The organism is Paenalkalicoccus suaedae, assembly GCF_006965545.2.
Classification (GTDB): domain Bacteria; phylum Bacillota; class Bacilli; order Bacillales; family Salisediminibacteriaceae; genus Paenalkalicoccus; species Paenalkalicoccus suaedae.
Window position 1 is genome coordinate 3,055,971 of sequence record NZ_CP041372.2, and the last position, 20,565, is coordinate 3,076,535.

General features: G+C 44.8%; 16 protein-coding genes. 5 read left to right on the forward strand and 11 right to left on the reverse strand.

The window, feature by feature from the left end; genetic code table 11:
- Positions 1–4: 4 nt before the first annotated feature.
- Both FLK61_RS16130 and FLK61_RS16135 read right to left on the reverse strand, forming a co-directional pair.
- A complete protein-coding gene (locus FLK61_RS16130) occupies positions 5–535 on the reverse strand; it encodes an NfeD family protein (protein ID WP_176010387.1) in 531 nt (176 codons plus the stop codon).
- Positions 536–620: 85 nt separating this feature from the next.
- Positions 621–917 carry a hypothetical protein gene (locus tag FLK61_RS16135; RefSeq protein ID WP_176010388.1) on the reverse strand — a complete coding sequence of 99 codons (297 nt, stop codon included), beginning with the start codon at positions 915–917 and terminating at the stop codon, positions 621–623.
- A gap of 188 nt (positions 918–1,105) precedes the next feature.
- Here FLK61_RS16135 and FLK61_RS16140 point away from each other — a divergent pair, with 188 nt between their 5' ends.
- Both FLK61_RS16140 and FLK61_RS16145 read left to right on the forward strand, forming a co-directional pair.
- Positions 1,106–1,891 (forward strand): flagellin, encoded by a 786-nt coding sequence (locus FLK61_RS16140; RefSeq protein ID WP_176010389.1) that lies wholly within the window; start codon positions 1,106–1,108, stop codon positions 1,889–1,891.
- Positions 1,892–2,093: 202 nt separating this feature from the next.
- Positions 2,094–4,124 carry a putative bifunctional diguanylate cyclase/phosphodiesterase gene (locus FLK61_RS16145; RefSeq protein WP_176010390.1) on the forward strand — a complete coding sequence of 677 codons (2,031 nt, stop codon included), beginning with the start codon at positions 2,094–2,096 and terminating at the stop codon, positions 4,122–4,124.
- A 112-nt stretch (positions 4,125–4,236) separates the two neighbouring features.
- Here FLK61_RS16145 and FLK61_RS16150 read toward each other — a convergent pair whose 3' ends face one another.
- From FLK61_RS16150 to FLK61_RS16175, 6 genes are all read right to left on the reverse strand, one after another.
- Entirely contained in the window at positions 4,237–6,252 is a 2,016-nt protein-coding gene (locus FLK61_RS16150) for a beta-galactosidase (RefSeq protein WP_176010391.1), read from the reverse strand.
- Positions 6,253–6,268: 16 nt separating this feature from the next.
- Positions 6,269–7,108: a carbohydrate ABC transporter permease gene (locus FLK61_RS16155; RefSeq protein WP_176010392.1), complete on the reverse strand. Its 840-nt coding sequence runs from the start codon at positions 7,106–7,108 to the stop codon at positions 6,269–6,271.
- The gene (locus tag FLK61_RS16160) at positions 7,101–7,994 is read right to left on the reverse strand and encodes a carbohydrate ABC transporter permease (RefSeq protein WP_176010393.1); all 894 of its coding nucleotides are present in this window, start codon (positions 7,992–7,994) and stop codon (positions 7,101–7,103) included. The genes FLK61_RS16155 and FLK61_RS16160 overlap by 8 nt, the downstream gene beginning before the upstream one ends.
- A 122-nt stretch (positions 7,995–8,116) precedes the next feature.
- Entirely contained in the window at positions 8,117–9,496 is a 1,380-nt protein-coding gene (locus FLK61_RS16165) for an ABC transporter substrate-binding protein (RefSeq protein ID WP_176010394.1), read from the reverse strand.
- Positions 9,497–9,708: 212 nt separating this feature from the next.
- Complete coding sequence (locus tag FLK61_RS16170; RefSeq protein WP_176010395.1) at positions 9,709–10,920, reverse strand: ROK family transcriptional regulator; 1,212 nt, start codon at positions 10,918–10,920, stop codon at positions 9,709–9,711.
- A gap of 1,328 nt (positions 10,921–12,248) precedes the next feature.
- On the reverse strand, positions 12,249–12,716 hold the full coding sequence (locus FLK61_RS16175) for an MgtC/SapB family protein (RefSeq protein WP_176010396.1): 468 nt from the start codon (positions 12,714–12,716) through the stop codon (positions 12,249–12,251).
- Between the two features lie 106 nt (positions 12,717–12,822).
- On the opposite strand from FLK61_RS16175, the gene FLK61_RS16180 reads away from it, so the two are divergent.
- Positions 12,823–13,146: a metal-sulfur cluster assembly factor gene (locus tag FLK61_RS16180; RefSeq protein WP_430708770.1), complete on the forward strand. Its 324-nt coding sequence runs from the start codon at positions 12,823–12,825 to the stop codon at positions 13,144–13,146.
- Between the two features lie 441 nt (positions 13,147–13,587).
- On the opposite strand, the gene FLK61_RS16185 is transcribed toward FLK61_RS16180, so the two are convergent.
- Positions 13,588–15,279: a methyl-accepting chemotaxis protein gene (locus tag FLK61_RS16185; protein WP_176010398.1), complete on the reverse strand. Its 1,692-nt coding sequence runs from the start codon at positions 15,277–15,279 to the stop codon at positions 13,588–13,590.
- A 1,158-nt stretch (positions 15,280–16,437) separates the two neighbouring features.
- On the opposite strand from FLK61_RS16185, the gene FLK61_RS16190 reads away from it, so the two are divergent.
- On the forward strand, positions 16,438–17,121 hold the full coding sequence (locus FLK61_RS16190) for a YqjF family protein (RefSeq protein ID WP_176010399.1): 684 nt from the start codon (positions 16,438–16,440) through the stop codon (positions 17,119–17,121).
- A 43-nt stretch (positions 17,122–17,164) separates the two neighbouring features.
- Here the strand turns inward: FLK61_RS16190 and FLK61_RS16195 are convergent, their stop codons facing one another.
- A complete protein-coding gene (locus FLK61_RS16195) occupies positions 17,165–18,610 on the reverse strand; it encodes a DASH family cryptochrome (RefSeq protein ID WP_176010400.1) in 1,446 nt (481 codons plus the stop codon).
- A gap of 98 nt (positions 18,611–18,708) precedes the next feature.
- Here FLK61_RS16195 and FLK61_RS16200 point away from each other — a divergent pair, with 98 nt between their 5' ends.
- Positions 18,709–19,506, forward strand: a complete 798-nt coding sequence (locus FLK61_RS16200) for a carbon-nitrogen family hydrolase (protein ID WP_176010401.1) — start codon at positions 18,709–18,711, stop codon at positions 19,504–19,506.
- Here FLK61_RS16200 and FLK61_RS16205 read toward each other — a convergent pair whose 3' ends face one another.
- Positions 19,507–20,238 (reverse strand): sulfite exporter TauE/SafE family protein, encoded by a 732-nt coding sequence (locus FLK61_RS16205; protein WP_176010402.1) that lies wholly within the window; start codon positions 20,236–20,238, stop codon positions 19,507–19,509.
- Positions 20,239–20,565: the final 327 nt, after the last annotated feature.

Below are 20,565 nucleotides of genomic sequence, written 5' to 3' on the forward strand. Positions count from 1 at the left end.
CCTATCATTCTTCTTCATATTCAGAAACAAGGAACACGCCCTCTTCATCGATGTCGACAATAAGTACCTTCGTCCCCTCAGGTAATGGAACATCATCGAAGCTTTTGGCTGGCTTCGAAATCGTACCGTGTGTACGCCTAATAATTACTTCTCCGTAACCATGCGCTGGCACGGACGTATACACTTCGCCAACTCGACCAATCAGATCACGAATGGAGAATGACATATTCTTCTCCGAACGTTTTACCGGTAAAATGATAAAATAGTTCACAAGTACAATTAATATAGAAGAAAGAATAAATGCTAGACCAAGTACAAGTCCGCTTGAAATAGGTAATACGAGCTCTAAAATATATCCTGCACCACCAAGCAATGTAACAAAGCCTATCGCTGTAACAGGGTTTATCGCCCCGTCTCCTATATCTAAAATGCCTTCTAACACTTCTCCAACAAAAATATACAAAATCGTCAGTGCAACACCCACGACTAATAGTGTTAGATAAATCGTCGTAATCGGAATACCTGCAATCTCCATTCGATGCTCCCCCTTTCCTTTTGATGAAATTAGTGTCAGATATGTAACTCCTTATATATAGTTACGACTGACACAGCTCAACGTTTCACAATAAGTCACGTTTTTTTTCTTTTAATTTCGCTACCTCTTCACGCGCTGTCTTAATTTGCTTTAAGATGCGAAGTCGATGCTCTCTCTCATGCTTTAGGCGCGCTTTTAACTCTTCATCACCAGTCTCCGCTACTCGCTTCTCTAGCCGCTTCACGGCAGCCGTTTGGCGGTTTAATGTAAAGGTAAGCTGCTCAATTTCTTGCTCGCGCGTAAGCACTAAATCCTCCATCATAGATTCCGGGGTTTTTGCCTCATCCTTTTTAAGCGATCTATTTCTAAACCATCTCCACATCGGTGCCACCTCCTATCATTAGTATACGGCAGATGAGACTATTAGTAAGAATTTTTGTAGTCAGAAAATTATTTTGATAGTCGGTGGCTAAATCTTTACCACACCTTCCATCCTAGGTATAATAGACGTAATATTATCTCACAGCTGGGTATATAAGTGACAAAAAGACTAGGTAAGGAGTGACAATCATGATGAATAACGCTTCTTTTATGCTAGGTACTACTCGCAACAACGTTGACTTGTATAAAAACATGATTAAGATAAGCTCGTCTGACCGTCTTTTTCGCGCCGCTCAAAATGCAGCTAGTTTAGGTATTTCAGAGAATATGCGTAGCCAGATTCGTGGTAATAGTGTCACGGCACGCAATATTTCAGACTCTCAGTCGTTAATCCGAACTGCAGACGGCGCGCTCGGTTCCTCTCATGACATTTTACAAAGAATGCGTCAACTAAGTGTTCAAGCTAACAACGGTACGCTGACTGAATCCGATCGGGGTATCCTACAGCGAGAGTTTGACGGACTTCGTGAAACAATTGATTCTATTGGTCGAAATACCCAGTTTAACACGCAACCTTTACTTGATGGAACCTTTACGAACAAACAAACAGCAGGTTCAAATGGAACTATTCTCTCCACATCTATTCCTTCTAGCTTGTCCGAAGATCTTGGATTAGCTTCCATTGACTTACGTTCTAATCCTCAGGCAGCACTTTCGTTAATAGACCATTCTATATCTCAACTATCTGATCGACGAAGCACATTAGGTGCTACCGACAATCGACTTAACTACGCAGGTAGCTTAGCACAAACAATGCTTCTTCAAACAACAAACGCTGAATCAAGGATCCGTGACACCGATATTGCGAAAGCCATAACCGATCATCATCAATATATGCTCATGTATCAAGCTAAATTATCCGCCCAAAAGCTTGGCATTGGAATGAGTGGGATGGCCATTCAACTTTTAGCATAAAATAAAAGTCATCTCAAACGTTTAATAGGACTATTTCAGGGAAAGTATATATTGAGCGTGAATATTTAGCACTATCATCTATCCATTCTTATGTGAACGTGATACGCTTTATATAGGTTAAATCAACCATGTTATGTAATATCGATTATAAATTTGACACACTACTCCTTACATGAGGATCGTACTATGGAGGACTTATTAAATGGAATCATCTCTACTCGTACTTGATACACTGTATAACTGGCCACTCGTTGTATTTTCTGTCCTTGTCGCAATTATCGGATCCTTTGTTGCAATCGAAATCAACAACCGACTTTCACAAAAAGATACGACTAAAAGTTCGTATATGTGGATCGCCATAGGTGCTCTTACGATGGGAGTCTCTATATGGGGAATGCATTTTATTGGTATGGCTGCTTTCCAATTATACGTACCACTAACGTATGACTGGATTCTTACAGCCCTATCAATCATTCCAGCAATTATTGCCTCCTTTATTGCGTTTTTTGTCATCCATAAAACAAAGATTACTAGATTAAAGATTCTCATCGCCGGTATCACAATGGGCCTTGGGATCGTAGCGATGCACTATGCAGGTATGAGGGCGATTACGTTTGCTGGAGTAATCGAGCATGATGTAGGTTATGTAGCAACCGCTTCTGCAATCGCAATCGTCGTATCATTTGTTGCACTCTTTTTATTTTCCTTTACAAAGGGAAAAAATTCTCTAGCACTTCGCTCTGGTATTGCTGTCTTGATGGGGCTAGCGATCTCATCCATGCATTACACAGGAATGAGCGGGTCCGAGTTTTGCCTCCCACCGGATCTAGTCTCCCTTATTCAGCCTACTCCCGTTCAAGATAATACGATATTAGGCGCGACTACATTATTTGCTACAGGCATTATTTTTATCGGCGTGCAGTTCATTCTTATAAACGAAAAGAAATGGGCAGAGGCATTACACTATAGTGATCCAATTACACGATTACCAAATCGACGAAGCTTTGATCAGCTATCACCTAAAGACATCGAACACTATGGGTCTGCTATTATTTTAGATATTGAGGATTTTACTTTAATTAATGAGAGCTATGGAGGGAATATAGGAGATGATATTCTAGTCGGTCTAGGCGAAACCGTTAAAGACCGTACTTCCTCTCAAACAAAATTATTCAAGCTCGACGGAAGCCGCTTTACATTTTTTATGAAGGAATTAGATCCTAAGCTACTGCGTGCTAACCTTAAACTATTGATATCAAATTTCACCTATAAGTTTCCTGAATCTGATGAAAAAATCGATATCACATTAAATTGTGGAGTTACACACCTCAACAAAAACGAATTAGATTTACAAAAATTGCATAAGGAGCTCGAAATTGCTCTTCGTGCAGCAAGACGTGATCCAATAAACAATATTATGTTTTACGATGAGCAAAAAGAAGCTGAACAACGTGAAGATATCCTTTTAACAGAGCTTCGTTTAGCTATTCTTCGTGGAGAAATAGACATATTTTATCAACCAAAGGTCTCCTTCGAGACACTAGAGGTACACAAAGTCGAAGCGCTAGCAAGGTGGAATAGCGCTAAACTCGGCTTTGTTTCTCCGGGAGAGTTTATACCTCTGGCTGAACGACATGGACTTATTATGCAATTAACGGAATACGTCGTGCAACAATCATGTGAGCAGCTAGTATTATGGAAGGAGGAGAAGCACTCTGTTAATCAGATTGCCATTAACCTCTCTCCGACTCATTTTCAAATACCGGACAGTAATAAACGATTAATCGAGATCATTAGAGCCCACAGTATTAATCCATCTCAGATTGAATTTGAAATTACAGAAACATCTATGATGCAGAGCATCGAAAGAGCAGAAAAATCATTGGATGAGCTTCGCTCCATCGGATTCTCGATAGCACTAGATGATTTCGGCACTGGCTTATCCTCGTTAACGTATTTGCAGAGGCTACCAATTAATACACTTAAAATTGATAAAAGCTTTATAGACAGTCTTTTAGACTGCGAGAAAGACGCCGCGATTGTGAAGCTCATTATTGATTTTGCTAAAACAATTAATATGGAAACAGTTTGTGAGGGTGTCGAAACATTAGAGCAGGCCATTCTTTTGCAAAAAATGGGCTGTCAATATGCACAAGGCTATTACTATCAAAAGCCTGTACCAGCAAATGACATCACTTCTTCGTTTGAATGCTCAAACGACATGACCTCCTAACTAGTTTACTCATTAAGAGGGCTGACGTATATGTCGGTCCTCTTCGACTAGTTACGCCCCCATCAACATTAACAGCCCCATGCGTTGGCATGGGGCTTAGTAACATACTCATTTAATTGCTCGATTCTAAAATAATACTCTGTAACGGCTTTAACGTGAGCGTACCTTCAAACGTCTCTTCCCCGTTTGATGCATCTATCCACTTGCCCGCAGGCAGCTTAACATCAAAGCTCTCTTCCACGCTATGGTTTAACACGGTCACATATGTCACATCGTCACCAACACGCGTGACCATCTCAACTGGTTCCGGTGTATCTGTTGTCTCTATGCCAGCTTCTTTAAAAATCGCCTCGTAAAGAGGAAGCAGCATGCTACGATCAACACCTGTTCCAATATAATAGACCTGACCTCGACCAACATAGTTACGCGTAATAGCTGCACGACCACTAAACCACTCGTCATCCTCGTAAGTTGCCAGTACCTCAGCCTCTGTTGGCTCTATAAAGTCGCACCATACGGAGGATTCTGCTGATAAGCCTTCAAGCGGAGCGGCGGTACCTTTGACTGTAGCCGAACGACTTCCGCGTAGCGAATCGTACTCATGGACTTCAATTCCACACATGTTGGACAGCTCACCAGGCAATGTCTTCTCAGACACCACATTATCCTGATCCTTCACCCCTGTTCGATAGCTAAAGATCACCGTTCCACCCTGTCTTGCGAATTGCTCAAGCTTTTCATTAAACCCTTTTTTCGTCAGAAAATAGATGGGAACGACAATCACTTTGTACGCCGATAAATCGACGTCATCGCGAATAATGTTGCCTTGGACTTGCAACGCGTGAGCTGGCTCATAAAAGCGTAAAAACTCTTGAATAAAGTCGAATTGATCCGACTGAGGCTGAATTTGCCACGCCCAGTCGTTCTCAGGGTCATGGTAGAAGCCTACTTCTGCTGGGAAGTCCGCCGCAATCAAGTCATCTCCACGACGCTTTAAGGAGTCAATCACATCTTTTACTTCTTTATACTTGCGGCGAGGAACACCATCATGATCTAAAATACCGTGACAAAACTGCTCTGTGCCAAAGCGTGCTGCTCTCCAACGGAAATACACAATGGCTTCTGCGCCACGGGCGATCGCCTGATACGTCCAAAGCTTTAAATGACCTGGACGAGGCAAGTAACCAATTTGACTCCAGCCTTGTGCACCGGAGAGTTCCTCCATCACCCAGTAGCCTTTGCCGTTTTTCGTCCCACGACAAAGATCGTGCTGTCTTGCAATGGCAGCTGGTTTAATTGGTTCAGCAAGCCCGCCCCAAACAGGATAATTATCAAACGAGATAAAGTCTAAATCCTCGGCAATTGCCTTTTGATCCTGCGCAAGTCCTGTATACACAAAGTTATGTGTAATGAATTGGTCTTCACGAATGTGCTCGCGTAGCGTTTCCACCTGCATGCGGTTATACGCTGTGTAGGCGTCTGCACAAAAGCGATTAAAGTCTAGCAATAAAGACGGATTGTGCTCTTGATACACCTTTCGCGGTACGGGAATCTGTGACCAGTTGTCGTACGTTTGACTCCAAAATACGGTGCCCCATCGGTGATTTAACTCTTCAAGTGATCCATACTTTTGCAGTAACCATTCCTGGAACGCTTCTTGATCAACCTCTGAATAGCTTCGATCGGACTTCTCGTGACCGTATTCATTATCTGTTTGCCAGCCGATCACATCTGGATGGTCTCCGTAATGCTTTGCCATCGCTTCTACTATTCGTTTTGATAATAGGTGATACGTTTTACTATTGACTGTGTAATGTCGCCTTGCTCCAAAGCCTATGGTTACTCCATTTTCGTCCGCGGGAAGAACCTCTGGGTACTTTTGAATCAGCCAGGCAGGAGGTGTTGCGGTCGGGGTCCCTAATACGACCTTCATCCCATAGCTTGTTATGAGCTTGATCGCATCATCGTATAAGGAGAAGTCATAGGTGCCCTCCTCCGGCTCCATAAGCGTCCAACCAAACTCGGAAATACGAATCACATTAATTCCGAGCTCCTTCATTAATTTCAAATCTGTCTCCCAGCGCTCTCGTGGCCACTGCTCTGGATAATAATCTACACCAATAAACATCGCGTAAAGCCCCCCCTTATTCCTTCACCGATCCACCAAGGATACCGGAGATAAACTGCTTTTGTAGTAGTAAGAAAAATACCATGATTGGTAGGGTTGAAATAGTTGTGCCTAACATAATTTGACCGTAGTCAATTCGAGACATCCCATTAAGCCTTGATAGGGCAACCGGAATCGTCGCCATATCTGGATCTCCTAAAATAACGAGCGGCCAGAGGAAGTTATTCCACTGGAACATAAAGAGGAAGATCGCAACAGCTGCAAGCGCTGGACGCATTGTTGGAATAATAACGCGGAAGAAAATACGGAATTCTCCAGCACCATCCACGCGAGCTGCCTCAAGAAGGGAATCTGGAATGGAGCGCATGTTTTGTCTCATTAAGAAAATCGCGAATGGATACGCCAAGTTAGGTAAAATAACCGCTTGGTAGGTGTTAATCCAATCAAGTGAGCCCATCATTCTAAAGAGTGGAATGATCGTTACATGATACGGAATCATGATCGCAATTAACAGCATAAAGAAAATGAATTCACGACCTGCAAATTTAAACTTAGCAAACGCATAGCCTGCCATTGAACAAATAAACACACTTAGAATCGTGAATGTTAGTGTAATAAACAACGAGTTCCCTACAACGCGCCAGATACCAACTGACTCGTTTAAGTTACGTAGGTTTTCCATAAAGTGTCCGCCTGGCGTTAAGTTGGGCGGAATACTAAAGATGGCTCCTGACGGGTTTGTCGCTCCAATAAACATCCAATAGAAAGGAAAGAGCGAGACGATTACACCGATAAAAAGGAGCGTATACATGCCGATTTTGCCTAGTAGTTGCTTGCCTTTGTTTTTATTAGTCATCTCGATCACCTGCCACTTTAAATTGGAGCCACGATAGTGTGGCAATGATAATCACGAGTACATATGCAATTGCCGAAGCATAGTTAAAGTCAAAGTTTTGGAATCCTGCACGGTATAAGTACAGAGATATCGTTAAGGTAGAGTTATTTGGTCCACCTTGCGTTAAAATAAACGGTTCATCAAAGAGTTGCAACGTTCCGATTGTTGATAAAACAAATGTGAATAAAAAGATTGGACGTAGTTGAGGAAGCGTAATAGAGAAGAACTGACGGATCTTTCCTGCCCCATCAATACTTGCCGCTTCATATAAGTCCTTTGAAATATTTTGTAGTCCAGCTAAGAAAATAACCATGTTATACCCTGTCCAACGCCACGTTACTGCAGCAATTAAAGCTACTTTCGCCCAAAACGGATCATTGAGCCATGGAACAGGATCAATGCCAACGAAGGAAATAAAATAGTTCACAAAACCATAATTTTGATCTAAAATCATTCGGAATACGATCGCGTAAGCTACTAACGCCGTGATTGCTGGCATGAAAAACGCAATTCGGAAAAAGGACTTTGCTTTGAGTAATACCGAATTCATTAATACAGCCAAAATGACCGCAAGCGTCAACATGATTGGTACTTGAATAATTAAAATGATAAATGTGTTGCTAAGTGCACGATAAAAAAGTGGATCATTAAATAGTCGACGATAGTTATCGAGTCCAGCGAATGATGATACGCCTCCTGATGACGTTTGGAAACTTAAAATTAACGATGAAATAACGGGATAAAGCGTAAAAACGATAAACAATAATACCGCTGGTAAAATGAAAATATACGGTACGGTTTTTGGTGTAACCCATTTACGTCTTGGTGACGTAGCCTGCTTCGCCATACTTGGTAACTCCCCTCTTGGGCGTCTATGATCAGACACCATACTAACTTAATTAATTTTACTAAGTTTCTTTTTGGCTAAAAAGTTGGGGATGCCCAATTTGGGCAGCCCCCTCTTTTCAATTATTCGTTAATCTCACGACCTGTTTCGTTTGCTAGCTGATCAGCTGCAGCTTGTAGTGCTTCTGCTGGGTCTGTACCTTGCAATAGTGCGCTTGCCTGTGCATCAGATGCATAACGGAATGCACGAGCGTAGTCACTTGTGTAGTTTGCTGCTGGTGTGCCTTCTGCAATCTCTGCAAATGTACCCCAGATAGCTTGGCTACCAAAGAACTCGTCTTCTTCAGAGAAGAAAGGATCTTCATACGTTTCTAGAAGAGATGGGAAGATACCATACTCATCAAGTGCTGCAATTTGAGGCTCAACTGTTGTTGTGAAGTACTCAAGGAACGCGTACGCTGCGTCTGGATTGTCAGTAGAGTTAATCACTGCTAAGTCAGACCCACCAAGGTTTGCGTAGCGGTTGCCACCCTCTTCAAATGCTGGAAGTGGGAACACTCCCCAGTCACCAGACTGATCTGGAGCCTGATCCATGATTGTACCGGAGTACCATACGCCAAACGGTACAGTTGCTACTTGATTATTAACTGTAGCCGTTACTGTGCCATCCCAGCCACTAACGTTCGCTACAAGACCAGCATCGTGCATTTCTTTAATCTTTGTCAGTGCCATAACTGCTTCGTCTGACGTTAAGTTGATGTTGCCTTCGTCATCAAAGTAGTAAGTGCCTAGCTGGTTAAGCATCATACGGAATAGAGCATCATCCGCTGCGATATCGCCAGGTACCATTTGTGAGCCAGTTGCTTCTTCAATCGCCACTCCAGCCTCCATGAAGTCATCCCACGTCTCGATGGATTCTGGTTCTACACCAGCTGCTTCAAAATGAGGAATGTAGTAGAATACACCGGCTGGACCGATATCCCATGGTGCAGCAACGAAGTCGCCGTCTCCATTTTTCATTGTGTTGACTTTTGATGGTGCAAATGCACTCTCATACTCATCGAAGCCACGCTCTGTTAAATTCATGAACCCTTCTGGGAATTCACTAATATAGTTGTCTAGACGATCTGTTTCTACTAATGTGATGTCTGGTAAACCTGATCCCCCAGATGCAAGACCAACAGTTAAACGATCGTATAAGTCAAGTCGTCCAATATCTTCTACTGTTACATTTACGTCAGGGTACTGCTCTTGGAAGCCTTCTACTGCAAGCTCCATCGAAAATGCTGCTACGTTCCAACCCCAGATCGTCACATCGCCTGAGATATCAGATGCAGCTGCTTCGCCGTTCCCCTCGTTGTTGCCTGTGTCTGTATTCGCGTTGTTGCCAGCGTTCGTGCCAGTGTTTGTGTCTGTGTTAGCGTCTCCGCCATCGTTACCGCCACATGCGGCAAGTACAGATACAGATAGTGCAGTTGCAAGCATCATCTTCCAATGTTTCATGTTAGTTCCCCCTTGTTTTTGAATGCGCTTACACGCAATTTATAAAGAAAAGCGATTACGCCTGCTGGGTGAAAAATGGATCTTGATGGTCTACTGCAGACTTAAGCGCTGTCCTATCGTGATAGCTAACTTTTTTAATTTAAATTAATAACTTAAAATCAATTTATCATAATCTTCCCAAAATGAAAAGGCTTTTTTTACGTATTTTTATATTAAGATGAATAGTCATATAGTTCGGCTAATACAAGCGTCACTGCTCCGATCATTGTTCCTTTGTTTTCCAATTTAGATGGAATGATCTCTGTCCGCTTTGCCGATTTCGTCATTACCCGCTTTTCAACAAGCTCACGTAAAGGAGTAAATATGAAGTCCCCCGCCTTAGAGACACCACCACCGATGATGATTTTATCGGGGTTAACCATATGGATGAGATTAGTGATTCCCACTCCAAGGAACCGTCCCGCTTCCTCAAGCACCTCAATGGCATAGGCGTCGCCTTGAAGCGCAGCTTGATGGACGGTCTCCCCAGTAATCGCGTGCTTATCCCCTTGGACGAGATCTAAAATCGCTGTTTTGCGTCCCAGTGTGAGCTCTTGTAAGACACGCTCTCGAATGCGAATTCCACTTGCCACCGTATGCAGACATCCATAGCTTCCGCATGTACATTGCCGTCCGTTCAGGTCCACAATCATATGTCCGATCTCGCCGGCAATCTGGTCGCGTCCATGATAAAGGCGACCTTTCACAATAAATCCGGCACCGATTCCGTCCCCTACGTTAATGACCACGATGTCCGACGCATCCGTTCCCTCACCGAACCAGAGCTCTGCTAACGCCATCGCGCGGGCATCATTCTCGACCTTAACTGGCAAATGAAATCTCGCCTCGAGCTGCTCTCTCATCTGCATTTCCTCGAAGCCAAAGTGTGGCGCATACACACTCACGCCTCGCTCCGGATCAACAATTCCATGCATCCCAATACCTATCCCTATTATTTTAGAAAAGTCGGTTTCTTCGTGTAGAATCGTTTCGATTAGCTCTTCAATAATTTCCATAAACTCATGCGCTTTAAGACCTGGCACAAGCTTTTTACGATGCAAGGCCATGACGTCTGCATTGAGGTTCGTAAGTCCAGCGCGAACTTCTTCTGTCCCTACGTCAATACCAATAATATAGTGATTGTTTACGTTAATGGAGAGTAAGATTGGTTTACGTCCGCCTTTAGATGCGCCCGCTTCTCCTTCACGAATTAACCCTTCTTCAAGGAGCTCGCTCACGATGGACGATACAGTCGGCGGAGTTAGCTTCGCTCGTTTTGCAATTTCTGTCCGGGAGATTTGTGTCTCTGTGCGAATAATGTTTAGCACAAGAGAACGATTTAACGATTTCATCAGCTGAAAGCTGCCAGTTACATTCAATACCATCGCACTCACTCCTACACGCTTGTCTTGGTATAAGTATACGTTTTCATAAGCAACTTTGTAAAAGCTTTTTATTAAGTTTTTTATTTTGGGACAGAAGCTTGGGTGAATGGATTGCCAATTAGCTTAGATCAAGAACTAAAGCTCTTCGAGCTTTAATTGCCTAAGTGCCAACTAGTTTTTAGAGCAGCCCTTGGGCTAAGATGACTAATTGCCACCCAGCTTTTTAAGAACAAGCCCTTCGGGCTAAATTGATTAAGTGCTAATTAGTTTAAATCTGCTCTTCGAGCTGTCAGCCCTACGAACACTCTACGACATCCATTGACCGTGTGGTCTTCACGGTCTGAAAAGCATTACAAAAAGTTTGCGTTCTTTGCGAACTTTTTGAGCTAGCCTTGCCCTTAGAAAGCAGTGGGTGGTTTTCCCGCTGATTTCAGGCTAGCGGTTGATGCTATACGTTAAAGGAGAATCGTAACACTCCGAGCCGTCAGCCCTCCGGACACTCTACGACATCCATAGGGCCGGTCTTTGAGCTTCCTCGTCGGCAAAGACCGCGTACTTTGCGGTCTGAACTAGTATCGCAGAATGCGCTCTTTGCAGTCTGAGCTAGCCTTGCACTTAGAGAACAGTGGGTGATCTTGACGCTGTTCTCAGGCTAGCGGTCGATGCTCCATTAATTTGCGCCTCCTGTGGGATCTCAAAGACCTCTTTCCCCTATGGATTGTCTCCGAATGTCCTCCGGGTCTGCCACCTCTGCGTTTGATTTAAAAGAGCCTTCCTCTTTGTAGAAAAGCTCCGCTTTGTTTAGAATGATGGGTTTGAGATAAGTGGCTTTTTGGCAAATAGGATTTTATGTACCGTATTTGAGGTAAATGTACCGTACTCAAGATTTATGTACCGTAATCGGAATGAATGTACGCTATGCGAGATTTATGTACCTTATAAAAAATTAATGTACCTTAGACGAGAGATATGTATCGTGAGCATGGTTTGCTTCTGTTAAGATGCAGACTGCTTTTGAAACTAGGCAACGTTCTTTGGCCTAGTAATGTAATTAAAAAAAGCGTTCGATTTATTAATTACTTGTTACCTTCGATTCTCTGGAGCGAAGGCTGGCGTCCCCTAGAGGGGTACTTTCGCGCACCGAAAATCCTTTCGAGGGGCCGTTGGCCGATCGAAATAGTTGAGGTAGCCCCTCAGGAAAGTGCCAGCCGAGAGCGCAGGAGAATCGAAGGTTCTCCTACTGTCACCCTTCGGTTGTTCGAACCGGAGGTATTAGAAGCGTTCCTAAATGTTTACTCTCGACGAGTGGTATAGAAGCTACGTTACAATTATGTCGAACGTCCGTCCACTTTTTCCTCAATAATATTCCCGACGCGCGAGAAGATGACGGAGGTTGCGACGGCCATGAGGGTGATGGCGTAGAAGCCTGTGGCGATGCCGATGCCGACGCCGCCTACGAAGAAGATCATGGCTGCGGAGGTGAGTCCGGTTACGTTCAATCCATCCTTTAGGATGACGCCTGCGCCTAAGAATCCGAGGCCGGAGACGATTTGTGCGGCTAATCGCATGGGATCCATCATGACGTTGTCTGCCATCTCCGCAAATTGCGTGACGCTATAGATCGAGATGAGTGTGATAAGGCATGTGGAGATACACACATACATATATGTTTTAATGCCTGCTGGTTTACTTTTTGCATAGCGATCCCAGCCGATGATAAAGCCGAGCGTTGCACTGAGTAAAATTTGGCCCATCATAATAAGATAAGGCGTGATACTTTCAAGTAGTTCTTCCATTTTGATATGCCCCCTTGAACGCAATTGTGCTATCTATAGTAAATACCCTTGTATGGTTTAACTGCAACGTTATTTTTAGTATGATAGAAGAAAAGGAGGAATGGTCATGTCTAAAGAAGAAACAAAAGAGCGCGTAATGGCCGAGCTCGAGAAGGTTATCGATCCTGAACTGGGTGTCGATATCGTAAACCTTGGTCTCATTTACGACGTTAAACTTGACGAAGAAGACAACGCTACAGTCGTCATGACATTAACCTCAATGGGTTGCCCACTTGCAGGAACGATTGTAAACGACATTAAAATGGCACTAACGGAGCTTCAAGAATTTAAAGAAATTGGTAAGGTAGATGTCGATATCGTATGGAGTCCAACGTGGGACAAATCCATGATGTCACGCTACGCGAAGCTTGCGTTAGGCGTTCATGAATAGGGTTTGTGATTAAAGCGAAGAGGCTTCGGATTGAGTGATCCGAGCCTCTTTTTTGTTTGGTGCGCGGGTTGGGTGGTTGGGGTTGATGGTAATGTTAATGTTGAGAGGTGCGGTGCGATCGGTTCAGCGTGTTGTCATAATTGATTGGCGATTTGTCATAAATGATGGCCGGATTGTCATAAAAAACAAGTGGTTTGTCATAAATGAAAGGCACTTTGTCATTATTCCTTGCCACACTGTCATTATTGACAGCTATTTTGTCATAATTGTTGGCGTAATGCCTAACCTCTCGCCAGTTTGTCATAACTGTATACCGAAATGTCATAACCTACCACCAGTTTGTCATAACTGTATACCGAAATGTCATAACCTCCAACCAAATTGTCATAACCTACCGCCAGTTTGTCATAACTCCCCTACACACCAACGACTCCACCTTCCCTAATACTGAAACCTACCTACGTTCCGCTCTAGTTTCTGCGCTAGCTCGCCTAGTGATTCGCTTGATTCAGCTACCTCTGCGATCGAGGCGGTTTGCTCCTCGATTGCTGCTGACATTTGTTCCGTGCTCGCTGCATTTTCCTCCGAAATCGCAGATAGATTCTCCATGATCGAGAGGATGCTCTCCTTTTTGCGCAATAGCTCTGCGCCTGAGTCGCTCAATGAGCCAACTGACTCGCGCATGCGCTCAATCGACGTCGCCACATCGCGGAACGTGTCCGTCGTTTTTGCGACACTCTCCGATTGCTCAGCGGAAACTTGATTCGACTGCTCCATCGTTTTCACTGCCTCGCTCGTTTTAGCGGACAGCGCGCCGATAATCGTCGTAATCTCCTCCGAGAACGTGTTCGACTGCTCAGCGAGCTTTCGAATCTCATCTGCGACAACTGCAAAGCCTTTACCTGCTTCACCTGCTCGCGCTGCTTCGATCGACGCGTTCAACGCCAGCAAATTCGTCTGCTCCGAGATCGCGCGAATCATCCCACTTGCCTTCTCGATGCGCTCTGTATTTTCACTTGTCTCGCTAATCATCGCATGTACGTCGCGAGACATTCGATCTGTATCCGCCGTCTTCGACACAAGCTCCTGCACAAGCCCTAATCCTTGATCCTTCAGCTTTCCGATCTCAGCCGTCGCCTCATTGACTAGCGCCACAAAGCGTTGCTCCTGCTCGACCAATCCGCCAAGTTCCTGCATTTGTTCTGTGCCCTGCTCCGTATCGTGCGCCTGATCGATTGCACCCTTCGAGATATCCTCGACCGTATTTGCCACCTCTTCCGACGCCTTGGCCGACTGCTCGCTCGTCATCGTCAAGTGTACAGATGAATCCGCCAATTGCTTTGATGCGTGAGAAACCTCGTGGAACAGCTCTCTCAGCTGGGATTTCGTCATGGAAAAGCTTGCCGAAATCTCTCCGATTTCATCCTGATAAGGATCTGCTTCTGTTTCACGCAAATCACCAGCACCCGCAAGCTTTAGTTGCTTAATTAATGTGTTAATACGTTGCTTTATTTTCCGCGTAAAGAGTACTAGTAAGGTTGCTATAACTGCGATCACAATAACAACTGCCACAACTACCTTCGTCACAATGTCGGAAATAATCGTATTGACTGCTTCCTGTGAGGTTGCAGTAAATAGCATCCCTAGAATTTCTCCGTCAGGGGCAGTGATCGGTAAATAGGCTGTCGATAGCTCATCGCCAAGAATGTCAGCCTGACCAGAATACGGCATCCCGTCCTCTAGAACAACCTCTGTCACCTCGCCCGTCGCCTCCACGCTCACCGCGCGTTCGCCACCGATAATGAGGTTAGTGGTGATTGGCTGTCTGCCTTGGAAAATCGTGATGAGACCGTTTGTCATGTCGCCGATCGTGTCCATCAGTTCTTCGTTCTCATTCATTCGTGTGTCGCCTTTATAAAGCTCGTTGTCTACAATCTGCCAAGGTCCCTCAAATCGCTCATCTATGTAACTAGACGCTAGCGCAATATCACTTTCTGCTTTCTCTGAAGCAAATCGTTCTATTCCTGCGCGTACCTCTGTGAATGTAATACCCATAAGCACTCCTGAGAGAAGTAGGACTACCGACAGGATTACTAGGTAAAACTTTGTTAATATCGTCATTTTGCGAAGCATGTTATCCTCCTAAGTTACTATGATATTTGCACTTGTTCACTTTATCACTAAGTGTAGTTTGGGTAAATAGTAATTATGTATTTTTCTTGAAAATGTGGGTTGCTTAAGGGCTAACTAGTTTAGATCAAATACTAAAGCTCTTCGAGCTTTAATTGCCTAAGTAGCAAACAGTTTAAATCTACACTTCGAGCTGTCAGCCCTCCGAACACTCTACGACATCTATTGACCGTGTGGTCTTCCACGGTCTAAAAAGCATCACAAAAAGCTTGCGGTCATTGCGAGCATTTTTGAGCTAGCCTTGCCCTTATGCTTTTCCCGCTGATTTCAGGCTAGCGGTTGATGCTTGACTTTAAAGGAGAATTGTAACACTTCAAGCCGTCAGCCCTCCGAACACTCTACGACATCCATAGGGCCGGTCTTTGAGCTTCCTCGTCGGCAGGACTCGACTGTCGTCTCCTCCTAAGCGCCTCCTGTGGGATCTCAAAGACCTCTTTCCCCTATGGATTGTCTCCGAATGTCCTCCGGGTCTGCCACCTCTGCGTTTGATTTAAAAAGAGCATAAGAAAAGAGCTTTCCTCTTTGTGGGAAAGCTCTTCTTTGTTTGAATATGTGGTTTTAGATAAGTTGCTCTTTAGCAATTGAGAGTTTTATGTACCGTATTTGAGGTAAATGTACCGTACTAAAAATTTATGTACCGTATACAAAAGAAATGTACCGTACTCGGAATGAATGTACCTTGAGGGCTAGTTCCTTTATTTAATGTACAGTATGTGAAGTTTATGTACCATATAGAAAATTTATGTACCATATACGAGCTTTATGTACCGTGAGCAAGAGGTAGTGTCAAAACTAGGCAACGCTTTTCGGCCTAGTCTAGTAATGTAATTAAAAAAGTGTTCGTGCAATTAAAGCACCGTTACCTTCGATTCTCCGGAGCGAAGGCTGGCGTCTCTTAGAGGGGCACTTCCGCGCAGCGAAAATCCTTTCGATCGGCCATTGGTTTGGCAGATCGAAATAGTTGAGCAAGCCCCTCTGGAAAGCGCCAGCCTGGAGCGCAGGAGAATCGAAGAATCACTACTTCGATCTGAAAGCATCTGTTACGTATTTTCCTCCAAAAGAAGCTATACTACATACAATAACTACCTAGAGGAGGCCACCATGATGCTCACCATGACTTGGGAACACGTGCTTTTTATGCACTACAGCGTTAATCCTGATGACATTCAGGCGCAGCTACCTGTCGGAATGAAGGTCGACACGTATCACGGCGACGCCTATCTTGGCGTTGTACCGTTTTTGATGACGAATATCTCTCTTACGAAATTGCCACGTCTGTCTAGCTTACGGTTTCCGGAGCTCAATCTTCGGACATACGTGACGGTTAATGGGCGACCTGGCGTATACTTTTTTTATCTGGACGCAACGAGTCGTCTTGCTAATAAAGTGGCAAATTCGTTTTTTTATCTCCCCTATAAAAACGCGTCTATCCTTGTTTCGGAAGGAAAGAATGCGACGACATTTTCTCACCGACGCACGAATCAGCCGCACTCGTTTGCCGCAAGCTATGGACCTAAGGGAGATGTCTTGAGTCCGCCGCGCGACTCGTTTGATTATTGGTCGACGGAGCGCTATCGTTTTTATTCGCACGGGCGTAAGAATGTGTTTGTAGGCGAGATTGCGCACGAGCCGTGGCCGCTCCAGCAGGCGCATGTGACGCTCCATCATAGCAACCTACTTGACCTCTCTCCTGTGCCCGTAGAGTTAAATGACCAGACTCCTCACATTCGTTATGCGAGAAAAATCCCAGTGACCGCAAAATATATTAAGCGGATTAGCCTTTAATCACATGAAAAAGGAGCGCCCACAGCGGGTGCTCCATTCTTCTTTACTTCTTAAATGTCGCTTGTTTATAGACTTCTTGACGCTTGTCTAACGATTCCTGCAAATTCACAATCGGGAACGGATAGTCAATTCCTAGTTGGACATTCGCCTGCTTGCGAACATCTTCTGGCATACGAAACGGTGCATAAATGTACTCGTTTGGCACATGCTTTAATGCGGGTAAAAAGTAGCGTACAAATTCGCCCTTCTCATCGTAGCGCTCCCCTTGCTTGATCACGTGAAACGCGCGAAACTTGCGCATATCCGTTCCAACTCCCGCAACATACTGCCAGTTGCCATAATTGCTCGCAGGATCGTAATCAATCAGCTGTGACTCAAACCAGGCAGCGCCCCAGCGCCAGTCGATTCCTAAGTTTTTCGTCAAAAAGCTTGCGACGTTCTGTCGTGCTCGATTCGACATGTAGCCTGTCGCCGAAAGCTGCTTCATCGCTGCATCGATAAGCGGATAGCCCGTCTCTCCATCGCGCCACTTATCAAATACTGTAATATCCTTCTCCCACTCGACCTCCATACCCTGCACCCCACTCTGGAGGAAAAGCTTGTCCCCCTTCTGACGTAAAAGGAAGTGGAAGTAGTCCCGCCAAAGGAGCTCAAACCAAAGCCAATACGTGGACTCATTGGCACGATGCTCCTCTTCAAACTGCTTTAAATTCCAGTAGGCAGTCCTAGGAGACAGCGAACCATTAGCAAGCCACGGCGAAAACTTCGAACTATCGTCCATCGCGAGCATGCCGTTACGACGCTCTTTATAAGTCAGCACATGTTTAGAGCCATAGTAGTAATCATACAACCGACGAAGTGCCTCCTGCTCGCCACCGCTCACATAAATCGACGCCTCAAGCTCTCTAAAACGACTCATCAGCTCCTTGCCACTCTTCTCCTGCTCTTCAAGCATAAACGGGGTTTGCTCGTACGGCGGAGGCAATGGTTTTCTTGGCAAAATATCCTTATCCTCGATCTTTTTACGAAAGCTCGTAAAGCCACCAGGAAGCTTCTCCATCTCGAACGGCAAATCATCCGGATGTAAAAGCGTATCTCCCTCATAAAATATCACCTGTATGCCAAACTCTTCTGCGATTTCCTTGAGCGCCTGCTCATCGTCTCGCTCCTCCGACCCAGGATGTGTGTAAGCATGAATGCGCGTAATGCTATGTTCGTTTAACCACGTACGCCATTCCTCCATAGCAGAGCCCTCACGCAATAAAAGCGGCACTCCTAACTGACTAAGCTGTTGATGGAGCGCCAATAAAGATTCTACTTCAAAACGAGACCGCTTTGCGCTCTGTCTCCGAAAGCCGGCTTCTGACCACTCATGCGCACGAGAGGAAAATAGATAGCCACCAATCACCGGTTGATCTCCTTCTAAAGCTTTATAAAGTGGTTCATGGTCATGTATACGCAAATCATTTCTAAACCAGACGAATTCCATCTCTCATCCCTCCTCTATCTAATATCGGATATTCCCCTATACTTATGAGTAGAAACGCTACATGGTATACTAAAAAAAAACAAATAGGAGGCTTTTACATGGAATGGAATATTGCGATCGCACAAATGGATATTGCATTTGCAGATCCAGAAAAAAATAAAGCACGTGTAAAGGAATGGATCGAACAAGCAGCAAGTAAAGCCGCTGATATTATCGTGTTACCCGAGCTATTTACAACAGGCTATGCGCTTGATCAAATGGATGAACTGGCTGACGAAGAAGGCGTTGATACGATCACGTATTTTTCTAAACTGGCCAGAGATTATCGCATCAATATCGTTGCTGGCTCCGTCGCAAAAAAGACGGATGATGGCATTTTTAATACGATGTATGTCTTTAATCGTCACGGCGCTATCGCGAAGGAGTATAGTAAAGCTCACCTATTCCGCTTGATGAACGAAGAGAAGTATTTAAGCGAAGGTCAAGAAGGCGGTCTCTTTAAGCTAGAGTCTGGACCAGCCGCTGGTCTGATTTGCTACGACATTCGTTTTCCTGAATGGGTACGCACGCAAATGATCCACCCTAAAATGACGCCGAATACCCTTTACGTTGTAGCCGAATGGCCTGCTCCTCGTATTGAGCAGTGGCGCTCTTTGTTAATTGCGCGCGCGATTGAGAATCAGTGTTTTGTCGTTGCCTGCAATCGTGTTGGTTCCGATCCTAACAATGAATTTGGAGGCAAATCACTTGTGATTGATCCACTCGGTAACGTGATACAAGAAGGCGATCATACTGAGCAGCTTCTCTTTGCTACAATTGAGACCGACGACGTTCACGAGGTGCGAGAGAATATCCCTGTTTTCCAAGATAGACGCAAAGATCTGTATCGCCTCTAGCTAGAGCAGGAAGTTGATCGCCGCAATCGCAACAATCACGCCTGCGATCCGCTTCGTATTCTCTTGAGAAACATAGGTAAAGCACGCGACACCAAGACGTGTACCAATTAATACGGTAACGACGCCAACAGCAAAATAAAGGAGCCAGCTACTCGTGAAATCACCGTTTAACGCATGAAGTAACACGGTGATTGTGTTCGTAAAGACAAACGTGACCTGCAGATTTGCACTGTAGGCATATTTGTCGTCCTTAAACATGAGCATAAGTAAAAAGACAAAGAACGGTCCACCAACAGCATAAATGCCTCCAACGAAGCCACCTAACGCACCAAGCGTGATCGCAAGAGGAGCCGTTACTCGAGGAACGTATCGTGTTAGGCCTTTTCCGAAGAAGAGGTAGATGACGACGAGAATTAAAAAGGCTCCTAAGAAGTCGCGCATGATCGGTAGTTCCCCGTAGTTGGATAGGATGAAAAAGGCACCTATTCTCCCGACAAATGCGGCCGCTAGCATGACTAAAAGGGCACGCCATTTAATGTGCTTATAGAGCTGTACGGCAATGCTTGTTGACACGATGAGTGCGAGTGAGACAACGAGAAGCGTGCTGTCTTTGACGGTGAAGAGTAACGGTAAAAAACTCATGGCGAGCAGGCCGAACCCAAAGCCGCTGACGCCTTGGATGAAGCTACCTGCGAGTAAGATTAAAAAGATGAAGAAGAGTTCGAGTAGCATAGGTGTGTCCTTTCTGGTTAAGTGCTATCTAGTTTAGTTCAAGTGCTTCAGCCCTTCGGGCTAGATTGATGAAGTGCTGATTAGTTCAGTGCCTTCGTGCCTAGCTCTTCGAGCTAGATTGATTAAGTTCCAACCAGTTTAAATCTGCTCTCCGAGCTGTCAGCCCTCCGGACACTCTACGACATCCATGGGGTCGGCTTTTGAGCTTCCTCGTCGGCAGGGTGCGGCTGTCGCCTTACCCTGAACGCCTCCTGTGGGATCTCAAAAAACCTCCTACTCCCATGGATTGTCTCCGAATGTCCTCCGGGTCTGCCATCTCTGCGTTTG